Annotated in this window: 17 protein-coding genes and 1 pseudogene; 10 read left to right on the forward strand and 8 right to left on the reverse strand. The window is 60.1% G+C overall.

Annotated elements, in window-relative coordinates; all coding sequences use genetic code 11:
* Together ACI2KB_RS16555 and ACI2KB_RS16560 are read left to right on the forward strand one after the other, a co-directional pair.
* Positions 1-120: pseudogene (locus tag ACI2KB_RS16555) on the forward strand (threonine dehydratase); the annotation flags it as partial.
* 214 nt (positions 121-334) lie between these two features.
* The gene (locus tag ACI2KB_RS16560; RefSeq protein ID WP_404636271.1) at positions 335-763 is read left to right on the forward strand and encodes a DUF2269 family protein; all 429 of its coding nucleotides are present in this window, start codon (positions 335-337) and stop codon (positions 761-763) included.
* Positions 764-834: 71 nt separating this feature from the next.
* Here the strand turns inward: ACI2KB_RS16560 and ACI2KB_RS16565 are convergent, their stop codons facing one another.
* On the reverse strand, positions 835-1,491 hold the full coding sequence (locus tag ACI2KB_RS16565) for an HAD family hydrolase (protein WP_404636272.1): 657 nt from the start codon (positions 1,489-1,491) through the stop codon (positions 835-837).
* Between the two features lie 165 nt (positions 1,492-1,656).
* Between ACI2KB_RS16565 and ACI2KB_RS16570 the strand changes: the two genes are divergently transcribed.
* Together ACI2KB_RS16570 and ptsP are read left to right on the forward strand one after the other, a co-directional pair.
* On the forward strand, positions 1,657-2,136 hold the full coding sequence (locus ACI2KB_RS16570; protein WP_062379340.1) for an RNA pyrophosphohydrolase: 480 nt from the start codon (positions 1,657-1,659) through the stop codon (positions 2,134-2,136).
* 21 nt (positions 2,137-2,157) lie between these two features.
* Positions 2,158-4,437 carry a phosphoenolpyruvate--protein phosphotransferase gene (gene ptsP / locus ACI2KB_RS16575; protein ID WP_404636273.1) on the forward strand — a complete coding sequence of 760 codons (2,280 nt, stop codon included), beginning with the start codon at positions 2,158-2,160 and terminating at the stop codon, positions 4,435-4,437.
* Positions 4,438-4,598: 161 nt separating this feature from the next.
* On the opposite strand, the gene ACI2KB_RS16580 is transcribed toward ptsP, so the two are convergent.
* Positions 4,599-5,345, reverse strand: coding sequence for an NRDE family protein (locus ACI2KB_RS16580; protein ID WP_404636274.1), 747 nt, complete (start codon positions 5,343-5,345; stop codon positions 4,599-4,601).
* A gap of 115 nt (positions 5,346-5,460) precedes the next feature.
* On the opposite strand from ACI2KB_RS16580, the gene ACI2KB_RS16585 reads away from it, so the two are divergent.
* From ACI2KB_RS16585 to ACI2KB_RS16605, 5 genes are all read left to right on the forward strand, one after another.
* Positions 5,461-6,243, forward strand: a complete 783-nt coding sequence (locus tag ACI2KB_RS16585; RefSeq protein ID WP_404636275.1) for a sulfite exporter TauE/SafE family protein — start codon at positions 5,461-5,463, stop codon at positions 6,241-6,243.
* Between the two features lie 36 nt (positions 6,244-6,279).
* Positions 6,280-7,092 carry a prolipoprotein diacylglyceryl transferase gene (gene lgt / locus ACI2KB_RS16590; protein ID WP_404636276.1) on the forward strand — a complete coding sequence of 271 codons (813 nt, stop codon included), beginning with the start codon at positions 6,280-6,282 and terminating at the stop codon, positions 7,090-7,092.
* Between the two features lie 58 nt (positions 7,093-7,150).
* Entirely contained in the window at positions 7,151-7,984 is an 834-nt protein-coding gene (locus tag ACI2KB_RS16595) for a thymidylate synthase (protein WP_404636277.1), read from the forward strand.
* Between the two features lie 325 nt (positions 7,985-8,309).
* Positions 8,310-9,467, forward strand: coding sequence for a cyclopropane fatty acyl phospholipid synthase (gene cfa / locus ACI2KB_RS16600; RefSeq protein WP_404636278.1), 1,158 nt, complete (start codon positions 8,310-8,312; stop codon positions 9,465-9,467).
* Between the two features lie 366 nt (positions 9,468-9,833).
* Positions 9,834-11,282, forward strand: coding sequence for a catalase (locus ACI2KB_RS16605; protein WP_404636279.1), 1,449 nt, complete (start codon positions 9,834-9,836; stop codon positions 11,280-11,282).
* Between the two features lie 202 nt (positions 11,283-11,484).
* Here ACI2KB_RS16605 and cadR read toward each other — a convergent pair whose 3' ends face one another.
* On the reverse strand, positions 11,485-11,943 hold the full coding sequence (gene cadR / locus ACI2KB_RS16610) for a Cd(II)/Pb(II)-responsive transcriptional regulator (RefSeq protein WP_404636280.1): 459 nt from the start codon (positions 11,941-11,943) through the stop codon (positions 11,485-11,487).
* A gap of 83 nt (positions 11,944-12,026) precedes the next feature.
* On the opposite strand from cadR, the gene ACI2KB_RS16615 reads away from it, so the two are divergent.
* Positions 12,027-14,330 (forward strand): heavy metal translocating P-type ATPase, encoded by a 2,304-nt coding sequence (locus tag ACI2KB_RS16615; protein WP_404636281.1) that lies wholly within the window; start codon positions 12,027-12,029, stop codon positions 14,328-14,330.
* Between the two features lie 55 nt (positions 14,331-14,385).
* Here the strand turns inward: ACI2KB_RS16615 and hutG are convergent, their stop codons facing one another.
* From hutG to hutH (ACI2KB_RS16640), 5 genes are all read right to left on the reverse strand, one after another.
* Complete coding sequence (gene hutG / locus ACI2KB_RS16620; RefSeq protein WP_404636282.1) at positions 14,386-15,189, reverse strand: N-formylglutamate deformylase; 804 nt, start codon at positions 15,187-15,189, stop codon at positions 14,386-14,388.
* Between the two features lie 22 nt (positions 15,190-15,211).
* On the reverse strand, positions 15,212-16,417 hold the full coding sequence (hutI, locus tag ACI2KB_RS16625; RefSeq protein WP_404636283.1) for an imidazolonepropionase: 1,206 nt from the start codon (positions 16,415-16,417) through the stop codon (positions 15,212-15,214).
* Positions 16,418-16,553: 136 nt separating this feature from the next.
* Entirely contained in the window at positions 16,554-17,948 is a 1,395-nt protein-coding gene (locus tag ACI2KB_RS16630) for an amino acid permease (RefSeq protein WP_404636284.1), read from the reverse strand.
* A gap of 102 nt (positions 17,949-18,050) precedes the next feature.
* Positions 18,051-19,601, reverse strand: coding sequence for a histidine ammonia-lyase (gene hutH, locus ACI2KB_RS16635; RefSeq protein WP_404636285.1), 1,551 nt, complete (start codon positions 19,599-19,601; stop codon positions 18,051-18,053).
* Positions 19,598-21,235 (reverse strand): histidine ammonia-lyase, encoded by a 1,638-nt coding sequence (gene hutH / locus ACI2KB_RS16640; RefSeq protein ID WP_404636286.1) that lies wholly within the window; start codon positions 21,233-21,235, stop codon positions 19,598-19,600. The genes hutH (ACI2KB_RS16635) and hutH (ACI2KB_RS16640) overlap by 4 nt, the downstream gene beginning before the upstream one ends.
* Positions 21,236-21,241 lie beyond the last annotated feature (6 nt).

The raw sequence follows: 21,241 nt of genomic DNA on the forward strand, positions 1-21,241 counted from the left end.
GTGGCCGGGCTGGTGGTGCCGGAAGACGAGCGGCATCTGGTGCCGCAGGCGCTGGCGGAGATTGGGTATCCGTATTGGGATGAGACGAACAACCCCGCTTATAGGCTGTTCTTGGGCTGATTCGGCTGTACACCATTCCTTTGTGGAAGCCGGCTTGCTGCGGGCGGCGTTCCGACGAAGGCGGTGCATCAGACACATCAATGTTGAATGACACGCCACATTCGCCAGCAAGTCGGCTCTCACAGGTTGTGTATGGCTAGATACCTTCGCTCAACGCAACTTCCTCGGCGCGACTACGCTCAAAGCACGGCCTTCTATAAAGGAAAGAACCGCCATGGAACACTTCGCCGCCCTGAAAATCCTGCACATGGTGATGACCACCTTGCTGTTCATCAGCGGTCTGGCGTTGACGGTCTGGATCGTGCGTGGGCGCCGGGCGGGGGACTTGACCGTGCAGAACCGCGCCATGCAACGGCCTTGGGTGTTCGTCTGGTTGTTGATGGGGTTGTGTTTGCTGACGCTCCCGATCAGCGGCTGGTGGCTGGTGCACTACGCCGGTTGGCCACTGGGGCAGACCTGGGTCCTGGGCAGCAGCATTCTTTACACCTTCGGTGCCCTGAGTTGGGCGTGGTTGGCGGTGCGGGTCAATCGGTTGCGTAGATCGGTGATTGTCGGCAACCCCAAATTCACATTGGGGCTGGCGATTTTTAGCGCGGTTTGTTTCGTCGCCATTGCCGGGCTGATGGGCGCAAAGCCTGTCTGATATCTTGCCGACCACCTTGTGGGAGCGAATGAATTCGCTCCTACAGCGTGTATTCAGGTGTTCTTGCAGTCTCAATCGCGTAGCGAGATGACCGGCCAGCCGCGACGGGTCGCTTCGGCGCGCAATTTCTCATCCGGATCAACCGCAACCGGGTTCGTCACTTGCTCCAGCAGTGGCAAGTCGTTCATCGAGTCGCTGTAGAAATAACTGTCGTCCAGGTTGAAGCCGTTTTCTTCAATCCAGCGATTCAGTCGCGTGACCTTGCCTTCACGGAAGCACGGCACGTCAGTGGTGCGGCCGGTGTAGCGGCCGTCGACGATTTCGCATTCGGTTGCCAACAGAGTGTCGATCCCCAGGCGGGCCACAACCGGCGCGGTCACGAAGCGGTTGGTCGCGGTGATGACCACCAGCTTGTCGCCTGCGTCGCGGTGTTTGGCGATCAGGGCCAATGCTTTGGGCAGAATCAGCGGCTCGATGCAGTCGCGCATGAAATCACCGTGCCATTCGTCGAGTTGCGCCATGTCGGTGCGGCCCAGGATTTCCAGGCTGAAATTCAGGTAGTCGGTCAGGTTCAGGGTGCCTGCCAGATAGTCCTGATAGAACGCGTCGTTACGGGCCTTGTAGGCGGCTCCGTCCAGGATGCCGCGCTCGCACAGGTAATCGCCCCACGCGTGATCGCTGTCACCGCCGAGGAGGGTGTTGTCGAGGTCGAATAAAGCCAGACGCATGGGGTTACTCGCTGAATTAACTGAAAAAAGAGCACAAGAATACGAGGTTTCATCAAGTGATCGCATCTATTAATGCTCTTGTGGCGATAAGCTGCCTGCGCCTCGTTGCTGCCTTCACGATCTTTGTGGAACAATGCGGCGACATGCGTTTGCGAGGTTGTAGCCGTGATCGACCCCGATGGTTTCCGCCCTAATGTCGGGATAATTCTGACAAATGATGCTGGCCAGGTCTTATGGGCTCGCCGTATCAACCAAGATGCCTGGCAGTTTCCGCAAGGGGGTATCAACCCTCAGGAGACGCCGGAAGACGCGCTCTACCGTGAATTGAATGAAGAAGTCGGCCTGGAACGGCACGATGTTGAAATTCTGGCCTGCACCCGTGGCTGGTTGCGCTATCGTCTGCCGCAACGCCTGGTGCGCACGCACAGCCAACCGCTGTGCATTGGCCAGAAACAGAAATGGTTTCTCCTGCGCCTGATCTCCAACGAGCAGCGGGTGCGGATGGATTTGACCGGTAAACCGGAGTTCGATGGCTGGCGTTGGGTCAGTTATTGGTACCCGTTGGGCCAGGTGGTGACATTCAAGCGCGAAGTCTATCGCCGCGCACTCAAAGAGCTTGCCCCGCGCCTGTTGGCGCGCGACTGACACGGAGTTCGACCCCGAGCCATGCTCAATACGCTGCGCAAGATCGTCCAGGAAGTTAACTCCGCCAAGGATCTCAAGGCGGCGTTGGGGATTATTGTGTTACGCGTCAAAGAGGCCATGAGCAGCCAGGTCTGCTCGGTCTATTTGCTCGACCCCGAAACCAATCGTTTCGTGCTGATGGCCACCGAGGGCTTGAACAAGCGCTCGATCGGCAAAGTCAGCATGGCCCCCAATGAAGGCCTTGTTGGCCTGGTCGGCACCCGCGAAGAACCGCTGAACCTGGAAAACGCCGCCGATCACCCCCGTTATCGTTACTTCGCCGAGACGGGGGAGGAGCGTTACGCCTCGTTTCTCGGCGCGCCGATCATCCACCATCGACGTGTCGTCGGCGTATTGGTGATTCAGCAAAAGGAGCGTCGTCAGTTCGACGAAGGGGAAGAAGCCTTCCTCGTGACCATGAGTGCCCAGCTTGCGGGCGTAATCGCCCACGCTGAAGCGACCGGCTCGATTCGCGGTTTGGGGCGTCAGGGCAAAGGCATTCAAGAAGCCAAGTTCGTCGGCGTGGCAGGTTCGCCCGGCGCGGCAGTCGGTACGGCGCTGGTGGTCTTGCCACCGGCCGATCTGGACGTGGTGCCCGATAAGGCCATCACCGATATCGATGCCGAAATCAAACTCTTCAAGAACGCACTCGAAGGCGTTCGCAGCGATATGCGTGCGCTTTCGGCGAAATTGGCCACCCAATTGCGCCCTGAAGAGCGCGCGTTGTTCGACGTCTATCTGATGATGCTGGACGACGCCTCGCTGGGCAGTGAAGTCAAAAACATCATCAAGACCGGCCAGTGGGCACAGGGCGCACTGCGCACCGTGGTTAACGAGCACGTCAACCGTTTCGAACTGATGGACGACGAATACCTGCGTGAGCGGGCATCGGACGTCAAAGACCTGGGCCGCCGTCTGCTTGCCTATTTGCAGGAGGAGCGTCAGCAAGCGCTGGTCTATCCCGACAGCACCATTCTGGTCAGTGAAGAACTGACGCCCGCAATGCTCGGCGAAGTGCCGGAAGGCAAGCTGGTCGGTCTGGTCTCGGTGCTGGGTTCGGGCAACTCCCACGTGGCGATTCTGGCGCGGGCGATGGGCATTCCCACCGTCATGGGGGCGGTGGATCTGCCGTATTCCAAGGTCGATGGCATTGAGCTGATCGTCGACGGCTACCACGGTGAGGTCTACACCAACCCCGGTGAAGTGCTGCGCAAGCAGTATTCGGTGGTAATGGAGGAGGAGCGTCAGTTGGCGCAAGGCCTCGATGCGTTGCGCGAATTGCCGTGCGTGACCCTCGATGGCCATCGCATGCCGTTGTGGGTGAACACCGGTCTGCTGGCGGACGTGGCCCGCGCTCAACAGCGTGGCGCCGAAGGGGTGGGGCTGTACCGCACCGAAGTCCCGTTCATGATCAACCAGCGCTTCCCGAGTGAAAAAGAACAACTGGCGATCTATCGGGAGCAATTGGCAGCCTTCCATCCGTTGCCGGTGACCATGCGCACGCTAGACATTGGCGGCGACAAGGCGCTGTCGTACTTCCCGATCAAGGAAGACAACCCGTTTCTGGGCTGGCGCGGTATCCGTGTCACCCTCGATCACCCGGAAATTTTCCTGGTGCAGACCCGAGCGATGCTCAAAGCCAGTGAGGGCCTGAACAACCTGCGTATTCTGCTGCCGATGATTTCTGGTACTCATGAGACTGAAGAAGCCCTGCACTTGATTCACCGGGCGTGGGGTGAGGTGCGCGACGAGGGCACCGACGTGCCGATGCCGCCTGTGGGCGTGATGATCGAAATTCCGGCGGCGGTCTATCAGACCCGCGAGTTGGCGCGTCAGGTGGACTTCCTGTCAGTCGGCTCCAACGACCTGACTCAGTACCTGCTGGCCGTCGACCGCAACAACCCGCGTGTGGCGGACCTTTACGACTACCTGCACCCCGCGGTTCTGCAAGCGCTGCAAAATGTCGTGCGCGATGCCCATGCCGAAGGCAAACCGGTAAGTATTTGCGGCGAGATGGCAGGCGATCCGGCGGCTGCAGTGCTGTTGATGGCGATGGGTTTCGACAGCCTGTCAATGAACGCCACCAACTTGCCGAAAGTGAAATGGATGCTGCGTCAGATCCATCTGAGCAAGGCCAAGGAATTGCTGGCGCAACTGATGAACAACGACAACCCGCAAGTCATCAGCAGCTCGCTGCAACTGGCGCTGAGGAACTTGGGGCTGTCGCGGATGATCAATCCGGCGTCCGTTAAAGGGCATTGATCGGACACAAGTCTCGACGACACACTTGCCCTCTGATGATCGTTCCCACGCTCCGCGTGGGAACGCCGCCCCGGGCGCTCTGCGCCCACAACGACGCAGAGCGTCGAAGGATGCATTCCCACGCAGAGCGTGGGAACGATCATGCACAGGGGGCGATACATTCAGATGTGCAGGCTCACTTCACCCAATCTCCCACCATATGGCCCGAAGCTGCGCTCAATCAGCCTCCGGCTCCCGTCTGCATTGACGATCAACACCGTACTCGCCCGCGTCCCGTAATTAGGGCTGGCAATGAACACGCTGGACAGCAATTTCTCCGTCGCATGCCCCACGCCGGTGTTCGGCAGGTCGGCGTCCGCAGCCGCGTTGGCATCCGACAGAAACGCAAACAGGGCGTCAGGCGCAGGATCGTTCAGATGCTCAGTCAGCGCAGCTTTAGCCTTGACCAGCTTGGGCCACGGCGTATCGAGGCCTGCGTTGGACACCCCGTAAACCCCCGCCTCAAGCTTGCGCGGTACAGGATCGCCAGCATTGAGAAAGTGCAACGAGTGGCGATCCCCGACCAGCAGATTGAACCCGCCGTATTCCGTCGAACGCCCCGCAGCTTCGCGTAAGTAATCATCAATGGACAGAGAACCGCTCAAAAAATGAGCAACCAGCTCACCTCGGGAGCGGCGTCCCAACGGTTGGCCGGGGTTGCGAATATTGGTCAGCGCCGCGAAACGCCCATCGGCAGAAACCCCGAGCCAGGTGCCGCCCGCTTCCAGATCGCGACCGGCGTAGACATGTGGGGAGTCTTCCCATTGCGCCAGTGGCAGCGTCGGGCGGGCGTAGAATTCATCACGGTTGGCCGCCAGGATCAGCGGCTGCGAGTGGTCAGGGCGCCAGGCAAAGACGATCAGGCACATGCGGCCTCCTTGTTTTTTGCCACTCTACCTAGGGTTCAGGTGGACATCCATCGCGCGCGGCTAGAGGCAGGTCGCCCGCTCCGGTAAACTGCCGCACTGATTTTTGGAGACCCCCATGGAATTTCTGCTCTATCTGGCCCTGGGCGCCTGCGCCGGCGTGCTGGCCGGGCTGTTTGGCGTGGGCGGTGGCATCATCATCGTTCCGGTGCTGGTGTTCAGTTTCACGTTGCAAGGCTTCGACAGTTCGGTTCTGACGCACCTGGCCGTGGGCACGTCGCTGGCGACGATCGTGTTCACCTCGATTCAGTCTGTGCGTGCTCACCATCGCATGGGGGCGGTGCGCTGGCCGGTGTTCGCCTGGATGACCGTGGGGATTCTGATCGGCGCCGGGCTTGGTTCGCTGACCGCCAGCTACATCGCCGGGCCGCATTTGCAGAAAATCATTGGTGTGTTCGCGATCCTGGTCGCGATCCAGATGGCGCTGGACCTCAAGCCCAAGGCCAGCCGTGGCGTGCCCGGCAAGCCGGGGTTGGTGGGGGCTGGCGTGGTGATTGGCTGGGCGTCGGCGATTTTCGGCATTGGTGGCGGCTCGCTGACGGTGCCGTTTCTCACCTGGCGCAGTCTGACCATGCAGCAGGCGGTGGCGACGTCATCGGCGTGCGGTTTTCCGATCGCGGTGGCCAGTGCCATAAGTTTCATGATTCTTGGGTGGCACGATCCGTTGTTGCCCCCGCATAGTCTCGGTTTCGTGTACCTGCCTGCGTTGATCGGCATCGCTGTCACCAGCATGTTCTTCGCCCGTTTCGGGGCGAGATTGGCGCATAAACTGTCACCCAGGGTGCTGAAACGACTGTTCGCACTGCTGCTGGTGTTGGTCGGTACCAGTTTTCTGATTTGATTCGTCGCTCTTCGAGCGCTCATTTAAGGAGTTGCAATGCTGCCTTACCCGCAGATTGACCCGGTAGCCGTGGCCATCGGTCCGCTGCAAATTCACTGGTACGGCCTGATGTATCTGGTCGGTATCGGCAGTGCCTGGTTCCTCGCCTCGCGTCGGCTGAACAAGTTCGACCCGACCTGGACCAAGGAAAAACTCTCGGACATGATCTTCTGGGTCGCCATGGGCGTGATCGTCGGTGGGCGGCTCGGCTATGTGCTGTTCTACGATTTGCCGAACTACATCGCCAACCCTTTGCTGATTTTCGAAGTGTGGAAAGGCGGCATGGCGTTCCATGGCGGGTTCATCGGGGTGATGATCGCGACCTACTGGTTTGGCAAACGCAACGGCAAGTCGTTCTTTCAACTGATGGACTTCATCGCGCCCATGGTGCCGATTGGCCTGGGCGCCGGGCGTATCGGCAACTTCATCAATGGCGAGTTGTGGGGCAAACCGACCGACCTGCCATGGGCGATGGTCTTCCCGCCATTCAGCGATCCGACGCAACTGCCGCGCCACCCGTCGCAGTTGTACCAGTTCGCGCTGGAGGGTGTGGCACTGTTCGTGATTCTCTACTTCTTCTCGCGCAAGCCGCGTCCGACCATGGCGGTTTCCGGCATGTTCGCGCTGTTTTACGGGATCTTCCGTTTTGTCGTGGAGTTCGTCCGCGTGCCGGATGCCCAGTTGGGTTACCTGGCCTGGGGCTGGGTCACCATGGGGCAGATCCTCAGCCTGCCGATGATCATCGCGGGTCTGGTGCTGATCTGGCTGGCCTACCACCGCGCACCGGCTGCCAACAACGCCGCCGCTTGATTCTGAACTGCCGTGCCAGTGCGCCCGGCAGCTTCATCGATACAGAGGGCCTTAGGGCATGAAGCAATACCTTGAGCTGTTACAGGATGTCATTGAAAACGGCACGCGCAAAGGCGACCGAACCGGGACTGGCACCACTGCCGTGTTCGGCCGTCAGATTCGCCACAACCTGGCCAATGGTTTCCCGCTGCTGACCACCAAGAAACTGCACTTCAAGAGCATCGCCAATGAGCTGATCTGGATGCTCAGCGGCAACACCAACACCAAATGGCTGAACGACAACGGTGTGACCATCTGGGACGAGTGGGCCACCGAAGAGGGCGACCTGGGTCCGGTCTACGGCGCGCAGTGGACCGGCTGGCCGACGAAGGACGGCGGCAAGATCAATCAGATTGACTATATGGTCGACTGCCTGAAGAACAACCCCAACAGCCGCCGGATTCTGTTCCACGGCTGGAACACCGAATACCTGCCGGACGAGAAGTTGTCGCCTCAGGAAAACGTGAAGGCGGGGCGTCAGGCGCTTGCAGTCTGCCATTTGCTGTACCAGGCATTTGTTGCGGACGGCAAGCTGTCGATGCAGTTGTACATCCGCAGCTCTGACGTATTCCTCGGCCTGCCGTACAACATCGCCGCGCTGGCGCTGTTGACGCACATGCTGGCGCAGCAGTGCGACCTGATCCCCCACGAGATCATCGTCAGCCTGGGCGACACCCATGCCTATTCGAACCACGAAGAGCAGATCGCCACGCAACTGACCCGTACGCCGAAGGCATTGCCTCAGTTGAAGATCAACCGCCGCCCGGACAGCATCTACGACTACCGTTTCGAGGATTTCGAAATCGTGGGCTACGACGCCGATCCAAACATCAAGGCGCCAGTGGCCGTTTAAGAGCCGCGTCCAATCTGTGGGAGCCGCCTTCGCCACCAAGGTGGCTCCCACGTAGTTTGCGGTGTCTGGGCAATATAAATCCGCACAAACCTTCTATGTTCTAACCGGTTAAACCCTTGCCGGACTGTGCCGTGTTGTCTTAATTCAAAGTTTATTGTTGCAATGGTGTAATAACTGTTTTGCAAGTGAGTAAACAAAATTCATTTGATAGATATTTTCAATCTTTGAATTGAGTATATTGAGTTTATCTGTGGGGATTGTTTGTTCTATAGTCGGGGTCTACCGATAAGTCTTTAGCCTGACATGCGTTTGGAAATCCCCCTCCATGACCACGACGAACTTCAGCACTGACACCTATTCCGATCACACCTCCGGTCTTTATCGCACGGCCTCTCGCATTCTTAGCGCCGCCGGGATCCAGATTAACGGGTCCGCCCCTTCCGATATTCGCTTCAATGGTCCTGGTGTGATCGAACGGGCGTTCGCGCAAGGGAACCTCGGCTTGGGCGAAGCCTATATGGACGGGCAGTGGGACAGCGATCATCTGGACGAGTTTTTCCATCGCCTGTTGAAAACCGGCATGACCGACGATGTGAAGCCGGTGCGCCTGGTGTTCTACGCACTGATGGCGAAGTTCATGAACCGGCAGAACATCAAACGCTCCAAGACCGTAGGCGAAGTGCATTACGACCTGGGCAACGATTTCTACTCGAAGATGCTCGATTCGCGCATGACCTACACCTGCGGGTACTGGGAAAACGCGACCACCCTGGAAGAAGCACAGGCCGCCAAGCTCGATCTGATTTGCCGCAAACTGCAACTCAAGCCCGGCATGCGCGTGCTGGACATTGGCTGTGGCTGGGGCAGTTTCATGAGTTATGCCGCCGAGCATTACGGTGTTGAAGCGGTGGGCGTCAGTATTTCGAAAGAGCAAATTGCCTGGGCCAAAGAGCGCTACAAAGATTTGCCGCTAGAGTTTCGCTTTCAGGATTATCGAGAGCTTGATGAACAGTTCGATGCGATCGCCAGTGTCGGGATGTTCGAACATGTGGGGCGCAAAAATCATCGGGAATACATGGAGTTAGCGCATCGCTGTTTGAAACCGGGCGGGTTGTTTCTATTGCACACAATCGGCAAGAATCAGCGTAACTCTTATCCTGACCCGTGGATTGATAAATATATATTCCCCAACGGTGACCTGCCTTCAATTGGTCAGATGGGCGACGCCATGGATGGTTTATTCGTTGTGGAAGATTTGCACAACTTCGGCTCGGACTATGACAAGACGCTCATGGCTTGGCATGACAACTTCATGAAGGCCTGGCCTGAGTTCGAACCGAAACTGGGCGAGCGCTTTTATCGCATGTGGCGTTATTACCTGCTGTCGTGCGCCGGGGCATTCCGAGCGCGGGATATTCAGCTGTGGCAGTGGGTGTTGTCCAAAGGCGGCGTGCCGCACGGATACCATCGCAGCAAAATATAAGGCCGCCGCCTCACTTCCACAGGCTTCAGCGTCTGATCGTACCCATGCTCTGCGTGGGCACGCAGCCTCTGACGCCCTGCGTCAGTGCGACGCAGAGCGTCGCGAACGGCATTCCCACGCGGGAGCGTGGGAACGATACTCGGAGGAGTTAAAGACAGTTGGCGAAGGCCTACAGGTTCGGGTGTCGTTAAGAATTTGTGCTAGCTATCGAGCATTGGTCAATCAATTAAATCTCTCTATCCACCCAGTGCGGCATCACAATGAGCTTCCGCCTCGGGTTTTCCTTATCGTCTCTCCATCGAACAGCTTCAGGCGCGGCTTCACAACAAGCCGCCCACACAAGTGACCCCAATGGAGAGAACGCGCATGAGCAACAAACTGACGACCGCATTCGGCGCCCCCGTAGTCGATAACCAGAACATTCAAACCGCTGGCCCCAACGGCCCGGCGCTGCTGCAAGACGTCTGGTTTCTGGAGAAGCTGGCGCACTTCGACCGCGAAGTGATTCCAGAGCGCCGTATGCACGCCAAAGGTTCGGGCGCGTTCGGCACCTTCACGGTGACCCACGACATCACTCAATTCACTCGCGCCAAGATCTTCTCGCAAGTCGGCAAACAAACCGAAATGTTCGCACGCTTCTCCACCGTCGCCGGTGAGCGCGGTGCAGCCGATGCCGAGCGGGACATCCGCGGTTTCGCCCTGAAGTTCTACACCGAAGAAGGCAACTGGGACTTGGTGGGCAACAACACGCCAGTGTTCTTCCTGCGCGACCCGTTGAAATTCCCAGACCTGAACCACGCCGTGAAACGCGACCCTCGCACCGGCATGCGCAGCGCCGAAAACAACTGGGACTTCTGGACCCAACTGCCTGAGTCGTTCCACCAGGTGACGGTGGTCATGAGTGAGCGCGGCATTCCACGCAGCTACCGTGAAATGCATGGTTTCGGCAGCCACACCTATAGCTTCCTGAACGCCCAACATGAACGCTTCTGGGTGAAGTTCCACTTCGTCTCACAGCAAGGCATCGCCAACCTGACCGACGCCGAAGCGGCGGCCGTTGTGGGGAATGACCGCGAATCCCATCACCGCGACCTGTACGACAACATTGAGCAAGGCAACTTCCCGCGCTGGAAACTGTTCGTACAGATCATGCCGGAGAAGGAAGCGGGTTCTTACCACATCAACCCGTTCGACCTGACCAAAGTGTGGCCGAAAGCCGACTACCCGTTGATCGAGGTGGGCTACTTTGAGCTGAACCGTAACCCGGAGAACAACTTTGCCGACGTTGAACAGGCTGCGTTCGCACCTTCCAACGTGGTGCCTGGCATCAGCTTCTCGCCGGACAAAATGCTGCAAGGCCGTCTGTTCTCCTACGGCGATGCCCAGCGCTACCGTTTGAGCGTCAACTACCACCAGATTCCGGTGAACTCGCCGAAAGCTGCGCTGCACGTGAACAGCTACCACCGCGATGGCCTGATGCGCATCGACGGCAACCGTGGCGGGATGACCTCATACGAGCCGAACACCAAAGGCGCGTTCCAGGAGCAGCCTGATTTCCGCGAGCCGCCACTGTCCATCGAAGGCGCAGCGGGTCACTGGAACCACCGTGTGGACGACGATTACTTCTCGCAGCCGGGCAACCTGTTCCGCAAGATGAGTCCGAAAGAGAAGCAGTCGCTGTTCGACAACACTGCACGCGCCTTGCGCGGTGTGTCGGCGCCGATCATTGCGCTGCACATCAAGCACTGCACCCTGGCCGACCCGGAATACGGCGCGGGTGTGACTGAAGCGGTGGAGCGTATTCACGCTGCCTAACGGCTTATTCAACGCTTAACCGGTGGGAGCCGGCTTGCTGGCGAATGCGGTGTGTCATTCAACATCAATGTGACTGATCTGCCGTTTTCGCCAGCAAGCCGGCTCCCACACGTCTCGTGTTTGCAGCGCGACAGTGTCGTTTTGACGGCGAGCGATCTCCTGCATGGGCGTCAATATTTCCATGTTGGGATCGTGTCAGGTATCAATGCCCGTGACTACGGCCTACGTGGGAATGCTCGACATCAGCGGCCACGACACTCCCGCTGATCTCCAAGCGATCCAGAATCCCGCAATGATTCGGCGCGCCTTCGCTGCAACGCTGGCGCAAATCCACCAACTGTTCCTGTAACGCCTGGAGGCTGGCAATGCGCGCGCTGACGTGCTGGATGTGCTCGTCGATCAACGCGTTGACGCTTTGGCACTGGTCCTGCGGGCTGTCGCGCAGGGCCAGCAGGCTGCGGATTTCGTCCAGCGTCATGTCCAGGCTGCGGCAGTTGCGGATGAACGTCAGGCGCTCGACGTGTACCTGAGTGTAGAGCCGGTAATTACCCTCACTGCGCGCAGGCTCGGCCAGCAAGCCCTCGCGCTCGTAGTAGCGGATGGTTTCCACCGGGCAGTCGGTCAGTTTGGCCAGTTCGCCGATCCTGAAAGAAGCGTTCATGTCACTGATCCCGTTTTGAGGCTTGACCCTATAGTGGCTACAGGGTGTGTACTTGGCAACACGCACACCAAGAGACTCAACCAATGAGTGACTCTGTACACAAACATTCGCCACATGATCACGCAGGCCATGACCACGCCGGGCACAGCCATGCAGGTCATGGCCATGCGCATCAAGATCATGCTGCCCCGGTCAAATTCACTCCGGCTGGCAAGCACGACCACAAAGCCCATTCCTGCTGTTCCCACGAGGTTGCCCCGGCCGTCGTGAGCATCGGCAGTGGTTCGACTGACAACGCGCGGCTCAGCAGCTTTCGCATCGAAGCGATGGACTGTCCTACCGAGCAGACGCTGATCCAGAACAAGCTGGGCAAGATGGCGGGCATCCAGAAGCTTGAATTCAACCTGATCAATCGCGTGTTGGGCGTGTGGCATGAATTGCCCTCGACTGATCCGATTCGTGCCGCCATTGGTTCGCTGGGCATGCAAGCGGATGTGATCAATGAAGGCGTTGAGGCCGAGGTGTCCAAGCCGACCGCTAAAAAGCCTTGGTGGCCGCTGGCGTTGTCCGGTGTCGCGGCTGTGGCGGCGGAAGTCATTCATTTCACCGATGCCGCACCAACGTGGGTGGTCGCGCTGATCGCGCTGGTGGCGATCTTCAGCGGCGGTTTGACCACCTATAAAAAGGGCTGGATCGCGCTCAAGAACTTCAACCTGAACATCAACGCGCTGATGAGCATCGCCGTGACCGGTGCCGTACTGATTGGGCAATGGCCGGAAGCGGCGATGGTGATGTTTCTGTTCACTGTGGCCGAGTTGATCGAAGCCAAATCCCTTGATCGTGCGCGCAATGCCATCAGCGGACTGATGCAACTGACGCCGGACATGGCCACCGTGCAGCAGGGCGGTCAATGGGTGGAAGTCGAAGTCAAACAGATCGCGTTGGGCAGCGTGGTTCGGGTCAAACCGGGCGAGCGCATCGGCCTGGACGGCGAAGTGGTGTCGGGGCATTCCAGTATCGATCAGGCGCCGATCACCGGTGAAAGCCTGCCGGTCGAGAAAACCGTGGGCGACAAGGTATTTGCCGGGACCATCAATCAGGCCGGATCGTTGGAATACAAGGTCACGGCGGCGGCGAACAACTCGACGCTGGCGCGGATCATTCATGCTGTGGAAGCGGCTCAGGGCGCGCGGGCACCGACTCAGCGGTTCGTCGACAGCTTTTCGAAAATCTACACCCCGGCGGTGTTCGCGCTGGCGCTGGCCGTGGCGATCATCCCGCCGCTGTTCATGGGGGCGGCGTGGTTCGACTGGATTTATCGCGCACTGGTGTTGCTGGTGGTGGCGTGCCCGTGTGCACTGGTGATTTCAACGCCGGTCAGCATCGTCAGCGGTCTCGCGGCGGCAGCGCGCAAGGGGATTCTGGTCAAGGGCGGCGTCTATCTGGAAATGGGCCATCAGCTCGATTACCTGGCGCTGGACAAAACCGGGACCATTACCCACGGCAAACCGATGCAGACCGATTACGTGTTGCTCGATGAGGCTTTCGGTGAGCGTGCGCTAACGATTTCTGCCAGCTTGGCGGGGCGTTCCGATCACCCGGTTTCTCAGGCCATCGCCACGCATTTTGGCAAGGACGGGCACCTGTCAGTTGAGGCCTTCGAAGCGCTGAGTGGGCTGGGGGTGAAAGGCGACGTTGAGGGGCGTCTGTATCACTTGGGCAACCATCGGCTGGTGCATGAAGCCGGCTTGTGTTCGCCTGAGATTGAAGCACGACTTGAAGCGTTGGAGTCCCAAGGCAAGACCGTTGTGTTGCTGTTTGACGAGACTGGGCCGTTGGCATTGTTCGCGGTTGCCGACACGGTCAAGGACAGCAGCCGCGAGGCGATTGCGCAGTTGCACGCGTTGGGCGTTAAAACCGTGATGCTCACCGGCGACAACCCGCACACGGCCAAGGCGATTGCTGCGCAAGTGGGGATCGATCAGGCGCAGGGCAATTTGCTGCCGACTGACAAGTTGCAGGCGATTGAAGGGCTGTACGCGCAGAAACATCGAGTCGGGATGGTGGGTGACGGCATCAACGACGCCCCGGCGTTGGCGCGGGCAGAGATCGGTTTTGCCATGGCGGCTGCGGGGACGGACACCGCGATCGAGACCGCCGATGTGGCGTTGATGGATGACGATTTGCGCAAGATTCCGGCGTTTATCCGCCTGTCCCGCGATACCGCAGCGGTGCTGAAACAGAACATCGCGTTGGCGCTGGTGATCAAGGCGATCTTCCTGGCCGTGACCTTCGCGGGAGTCGCGACCATGTGGATGGCGGTGTTTGCCGATATGGGGGTGAGTTTGTTGGTGGTGTTCAATGGGTTGCGGTTGTTGAGGAAATAGCAACGCCAACGTGATCGTGCCCACGCGGAGCGTGGGAACGATCACCGGAAGGGCATCACTTCCCGTACTTCTGCCGCCCCCAGGCGATCATGTTTTCCAGCAACGACTTCAGCACCACTCGCGTCGGATCAGCCAGATCCGCGCGGTAGTGGAATGGCACGAACTCTTCCATGTAGGTGCTTTGCGCCAACTCAAGCTGCACCGCGTGGATGTGCTCGGCCGGATTGCCGTAGTGACGGGTGATGTGGCCGCCTTTGAAACGCCCATTCAACACATGGCTGTAGTTCTTCGCGCCCGCACAGACCGCTTCAACCCGTTTTTCCAGCTCCGGATCACAGCTTGCGCCGTTGAAGGTGCCGAGGTTGAAGTCCGGCAAACGACCATCGAAGAGGTGCGGGATGTGGCCGCGAATCGAGTGGGCGTCAAACAGCAGCGCGTAGCCGAATTCGTTACGCAGGCGCTCAAGCTCGTTGCGCAGGGTGTCGTGGTACGGCGTCCAGATTTTTTCCAGATAGGTCGCGCGCTCTTCTTTGCTCGGCACCTGGCCTTCCTTGAACAGCGGGTCGCCTTCGAACAGCGTCGAAGGGTACAACCCGGTGGTCGCTCCGGCGTACAGCGGTTTGTCATCGGAAGGGCGATTGAGGTCGATGACGAAGCGCGAATACTCCGCCGCCAGTACGCTGGCACCCAGATCGTGAGCGAAATCGTACAGGCGCGGGATATGCCAGTCAGTGTCTGGCAGGCTCACGGCCTCATCCACCAAGCCTTCGCGTACCACTGGCGTCAGATTCAAACCTGGGTGGGGCATGCTGATCAGCAGCGGTACGCGACCGCGAGTGAAACTCAGAACCTTGTCCACGATGTTCTCCCGATTCAGTAATTTAGAAACGACTTTCCACGCCGTGACGCACGACGCGTTTATCCAGATCTCCGCCCAACCAATAGGCCAGGTCTGCAGGCCGCTCGATGTTCCACGCAACGAAATCGGCGACCTTGCCGACTTCCAGCGAGCCGTGGGACTCGGCCAGTCCCAGTGCTTGAGCGGCATGCACGGTCGCACCCGCCAAGGCTTCTTCGGGCGTCATGCGGAACAGGGTGCAGGCCATGTTCAGCATCAGGCGCAACGACAGGCCCGGTGAGGTGCCAGGGTTGAGGTCGGTGGCGATGGCGATTTTCACGCCGTGTTTGCGCAGGGCGTCCATTGGCGGCAACTGGGTTTCCCGCAGGAAATAGAACGCGCCGGGCAGCAACACCGCGACGGTGCCGGAGGCGGCCATGGCGATGGCGTCCTCTTCGGTCATGAACTCCAGATGGTCGGCAGACAGCGCCTGATAGCGCGCCGCCAGGCTTGAGCCGTGCAGCGACGACAGTTGCTCGGCGTGCAGCTTCACCGGCAAGCCCAGTTCGCCTGCGGTGATGAACACTTGCTCGACCTGCGCAGGAGAAAATGCCAGGTATTCGCAGAAGGCATCGACGGCATCCACCAGGTCGTCCTTGGCCAGCGCGGGCAGCATTTCACTGCAAATGTGGGCGATGTAATCGTCGGCGCGGTCTTTGTATTCAGGCGGCAGGGCGTGGGCGGCGAGACAGGTGGTGCGCACGGTGACCTGGAGTTTTTCTCCCAGTTGGCGGGCGACGCGCAACATCTTGGCTTCGCTGGCAAGGTCCAGGCCGTAGCCGGATTTGATTTCCAGCGTGGTCACGCCGTCTTTGAGCAGATGCAGGGCACGACGCTCGGCGCTGGCGTACAACTCGGCCTCGCTGGCCGCCCGCGTGGCGCGAACGGTGCTGGCGATGCCCCCGCCTGCCGCCGCGATTTCCGCATAGCTGACGCCTTGCAAGCGCTGCTCGAACTCGCCACTGCGATTGCCGCCGAACACGGTGTGAGTGTGGCAGTCGATCAGGCCGGGAGTGACCCAGGTGCCGTTGAGGTCGACCGTTTCGATGGCGCCTTGATCGGGCAATTCGCTGCGAGGGCCGATCCAGGCGATGAGCGCTCCGTCGGTCACAATGGCGGCGTCCTCGATGATCGAGTAAGTGCCGTTTGCCATGGTTGCTGCGTGACAGTTGTGCCAGAGCGTTTTCATCGAGTGTCTCCAGAGTTTGAAGCGTTAGAGATCCTGTTGTGGGAGCCGGCTTGCTGGCGAATGCAGTGTGTCATTCAACATCAATGTGACTGATCCGCCGCATTCGCCAGCAAGTCGGCTCCCACAAGGTTTTGTGTCATCCAATAGACCGGTTTGGGGCCGATATTTGGTTCGGCTTCACCCAGACCCGATACGCAATCACCAGCAATACAATCCACACCGCGCCCACCACCAGCGCTGCCTGCGTGTCCGGGAAATACCCCAGCACCACAAAGACAAACACCATGAACGCCGTGGCGGCGATCGGTGCGACAGGCCAGAACGGCACCGGGAATTTCAGTTGTGCGACCTCGTCCTTGCTCATCGAGCGGCGCATCGCAATCTGCGTGACCAGAATCATCAGCCACACCCAAACGGTGGCGAAGGTGGCGATGGAGGCGATCAGCAGAAACACGTTTTCCGGGATCAGATAATTCAGCACCACGCCGCACAGCAGGGCGGCGCCCATCACCAGCACGGTCATCCACGGCACGCCGTTGCCCGACAGTTGCGCAAAGCCTTTAGGCGCCTGGCCTTGCACCGCCAGGCCATACATCATGCGACCGGCGCCGAAAATGTCGCTATTGATCGCCGACACAGCCGCTGAGATCACCACGATGTTGAGGATGATCGCTGCCGAGGAAATCCCCAGTTTGTCGAAAATCTGCACGAACGGGCTGCCCTGATTGCCGATCTCCTGCCACGGGTACAGCGACATCAGCACGAACAGCGTCAGCACGTAGAACAACAGGATGCGCAGCGGCACAGCGTTGATCGCGCGGGGAATCACCTTCTCGGGATTGCGCGCTTCACCGGCGGCCACGCCAATGATTTCGATGCCGCCAAAGGCAAACATCACCACGGCCAGCGCCGCGACCAGGCCGCTCACGCCGTTGGGCATGAAGCCGCCTTGCGTCCACAAATTGCTCACGTGGCTGACGCTGTCGCCCGCTGAAGAACCGATGCCGAACAACAGAATGCCGAAACCTGCGAGGATCATGGCGATGATGGCACCGACCTTGAGCAGCGACAGCCAGAACTCGGTTTCACCAAACACTTTGACGCTGCACAGGTTGAGCGCGCCAATCACGAATACGATACCGAGCACCCAGATCCAGCGGGGCACGTCGGGGAACCAGAAACCCATGTAGATCCCGAATGCCGTGACGTCGGCCAGGCAGACGATGATCATCTCGAATGCGTAGGTCCAGCCCAGGACGAAGCCTGCCATCGGACCCAGATAGTGCGTGGCGTACTCGCTGAACGAGCCTGCCACAGGATTGCGTACGGCCATTTCGCCCAGAGCGCGCATGACCATGTACACCGCGGCGCCCGCGATGAGGTAGACCAGCAGCACAGCGGGGCCAGCCAGTTTGATCGCCGACGCCGAGCCATAGAACAGCCCGGTGCCAATGGCCGAGCCCAGCGCCATGAAGCGAATGTGACGGGCACTGAGCCCGCGTTTCAGATCGGTTGCGTTTTGCGGTTTCATTTCACGTTCCAAGTGTTTCTTTTGCTGGAATGAGAAGGAACACGCCCCGTAGGAGCGGCCCTATCCTCATTCCAATGACAGGCCGTCCCTGGCCTGTCCCGATCAGAAGCTCGGCAACAGGTCAGCGGACACCAACTCGCTCAGGCATCGGGATGCGAGCAAGGCGGTGGCGGCCTCGATGTCAGGGGCGAAGAAGCGGTCTTTTTCGTAGAACGGGACCTGGCCGCGCAGGGTGGTGCGGGCGATTTCCAGTTTTTCCGAGGTCTTCAGACCATTGCGCAGGTCCAGACCCTGACACGCAGCCAGCCATTCTACAGCCAGCACGCCTCGGGTGTTTTCCGCCATTTCCCAAAGGCGCTTGCCGGCGGCCGGGGCCATCGACACGTGGTCTTCCTGGTTGGCCGAGGTCGGCAGACTGTCGACGCTGTGCGGATGGGCCAGCGCCTTGTTCTCACTGGCCAGCGCCGCCGCAGTCACCTGGGCGATCATGAAGCCGGAGTTCACGCCGCCATTGCCCACCAGAAACGGCGGCAGTTGTGACATGTGCTTGTCCATCATCAGCGAGATGCGGCGCTCGCTCAGGGAGCCGATCTCGGCGATGGCGAGCGCGATGTTGTCAGCGGCCATGGCCACCGGCTCGGCGTGGAAGTTGCCGCCCGAGATCACTTCGCCTTCAGCCGCGAACACCAGCGGGTTGTCGGATACCGCGTTGGACTCGATGGCCAGCACTTCCGAGGCCTGACGCAGCTGGGTCAGGCAAGCGCCCATGACTTGCGGCTGGCAGCGCAGGGAGTAGGGGTCTTGCACCTTGTCGCAGTCGCGGTGGGAATCGGACACCTGACTGCCATCGCCCAGCAGATCGCGATAGGCCGCAGCCGCGTCGATTTGCCCGCGCTGGCCACGCGCGGCGTGAATACGTGGGTCGAACGGCGCGCGAGAGCCGAGTACCGCTTCCACGGTCAGTGCGCCGCAGCTCAGCGCCCCGGCGAACAGGTCTTCGGCTTCGAACAGGCCGCGCAGCGCGTAGGCGGTGGAGACCTGCGTGCCGTTGAGCAGCGCCAGACCTTCTTTCGCTGCCAGTGTCAGCGGCTTCAAGCCTGCAACCGCCAAGGCCTCGACAGCGTTCAGCCATTGGCCTTTGTAGCGCGCCTTGCCTTCGCCCAGCAGCACCAGCGACATATGCGCCAGTGGCGCGAGATCGCCCGAGGCGCCAACCGAACCCTTGAGCGGAATGTGCGGGTAGACCTCGGCGTTGATCAGGCCGATCAGCGCATCGATGACCTGACGGCGAATGCCCGAGAAACCACGGCTCAAGCTGTTGACCTTGAGCACCATGATCAGGCGCACCAGTTCATCGCTGATCGGCTCGCCAACGCCCGCCGCATGGGACAGCACCAGCGAGCGTTGCAGGTTTTCCAGATCCGCGCTGGCGATGCGGGTCGACGCCAATAGGCCAAAACCGGTGTTGATGCCATAGGCCGTACGATTCTCCGCCAGGATTTGCTCGACGCAGGCCACGCTGTTGTCGATCTGCTGACCGGCGCTGGCGTCCAGCGTCAGGGTCACGGGTCGCTGATAGATCGCGCGCAGTTGCGCCAGGGTCAACTGGCCGGGGATCAGGTTCAGCGGGGTCGCCTTTTGGGTATCGGTCACGATGCTGCTACTCCTTCGTTGATGTCGGTCGCGTGCCTTGAACTGGCTCCTGCCTGTTCCGCGCTTGTGGCGCTTGGGCTGCGACTGTTGCTGTTATGGGTTGCCGCGTAGTCGCGGCAGGCCTGAAAGACGCTTTCCAGTGATTCTTCGTTCTTGAGCAGGGTCACGCTGCTGGCGATGTCCGGGGCCAGCCAGCGGTCTTCGTCATAGGCCGGAACACGCTCGCGCAACAAGCGCCACGCGGCTTCGGTGCCGACGCCGAAACGCGGGCCTTTGAAGAACTCGAACGCCTGAGCGGCCAGCAAATACTCGATAGCGAGGATCTGCGTGACGTTCTCCAGCACCTTGTGCAGCTTCAGTGCGGCGCTGGTGCCCATGCTCAGGTGGTCTTCCTGAAGACCGGAGGTCACATAGTTGTCGACGATGGCCGGTTGCGCCATCTGGCGGTTTTCCGCGCAGAGGGATGCGGCGACGTACTGCACGATCATCATTCCCGAGTTGACCCCTGGCTGGCTGACCAGAAACGCTGGCAGACCGCTGACGGTCGGGTTGATCAAACGATCCAGACGGCGCTCGGCAATCGAACCCAGTTCGGCCATGGCAATCGCCAGCAGGTCTGCCGCAATGGCCACGGACTGACCGTGAGGGTTAGCTTGGGAGACCACGCGCCAGGCCTCGGGCGTACCCAGCAGCAGTGGGTTGTCGGTGGCCGAGTTGAGTTCGGTTTCGATCTGACGCGTGGCGTGGGCCAGTTGATCGCGGGTGGCGCCATGGACTTGCGGGATAGAGCGAATGCTCAGGGCGTCTTGCGTGCGAATGCCCTGACTGTTGGCCAGCACTTCACTGCCCGCCAGCAGACCGCGCAGGTTTTTACCCACTTGCTGCATGCCCGGATGGGGCTTGAGCGCGATGATGGTTTCATCGAACGCGTCGAGCTGACCGCGCAGGCCTTCGAAGGTCATGGCGCTGATCACGTCGGCCCACTGCATCAGGCGGTTCACGTCAGCGATGGCCAGGCAGCTCAGGCCGGTCATGCACGGCGTGCCGTTGACCAGGCACAGCCCGTCTTTGGCGCCCAGTTCAACCGGTGACAGACCTTCTTCACTCAACGCCTGCAACGCCGAGACCACTTGCCCGCGATAACTCACCTGACCCACGCCCAGCAGCGCGACACCGACGTGGGCCATGTGGGTCAGGTAACCGACCGAACCTTGCGACGGTACTTGCGGCGTGATGCGGTGATTGAGCAGGGCGAGCAGCGCCTGCACCACCTGACGGTGAATGCCGGATTTGCCCTGGCTGTAATTGATGATCGCGGCGCAGATGATCGCGCGGGTCTGCTCGTCCGGCAGCACCGGGCCAACGCCGCACGCGTGGCTGAGCAACGTGTTGCGCGACAGGCGACTGAGTTGCTCGTCTTGCAGAGACACGTTGCACAGCGCGCCAAGGCCGGTGTTCACGCCGTAGGCGCGTTCACCGCTGGCGACGATGCGCTGCACGATGGCTTGCGCATTGTCGATGCGCGCCCAGGCGCTTCCCGAGAGCGCCAAGGTGGCGCCGTGGCGGGCGACGGCGGTGACGTCCTGCCAGGTGACGGGGGCATCGCCGATGATGATCTGTTCTGCTCGCGACATGAGTGC

It is taken from the genome of Pseudomonas sp. NPDC088444 (genome assembly GCF_044900175.1).
Taxonomy (GTDB): domain Bacteria; phylum Pseudomonadota; class Gammaproteobacteria; order Pseudomonadales; family Pseudomonadaceae; genus Aquipseudomonas.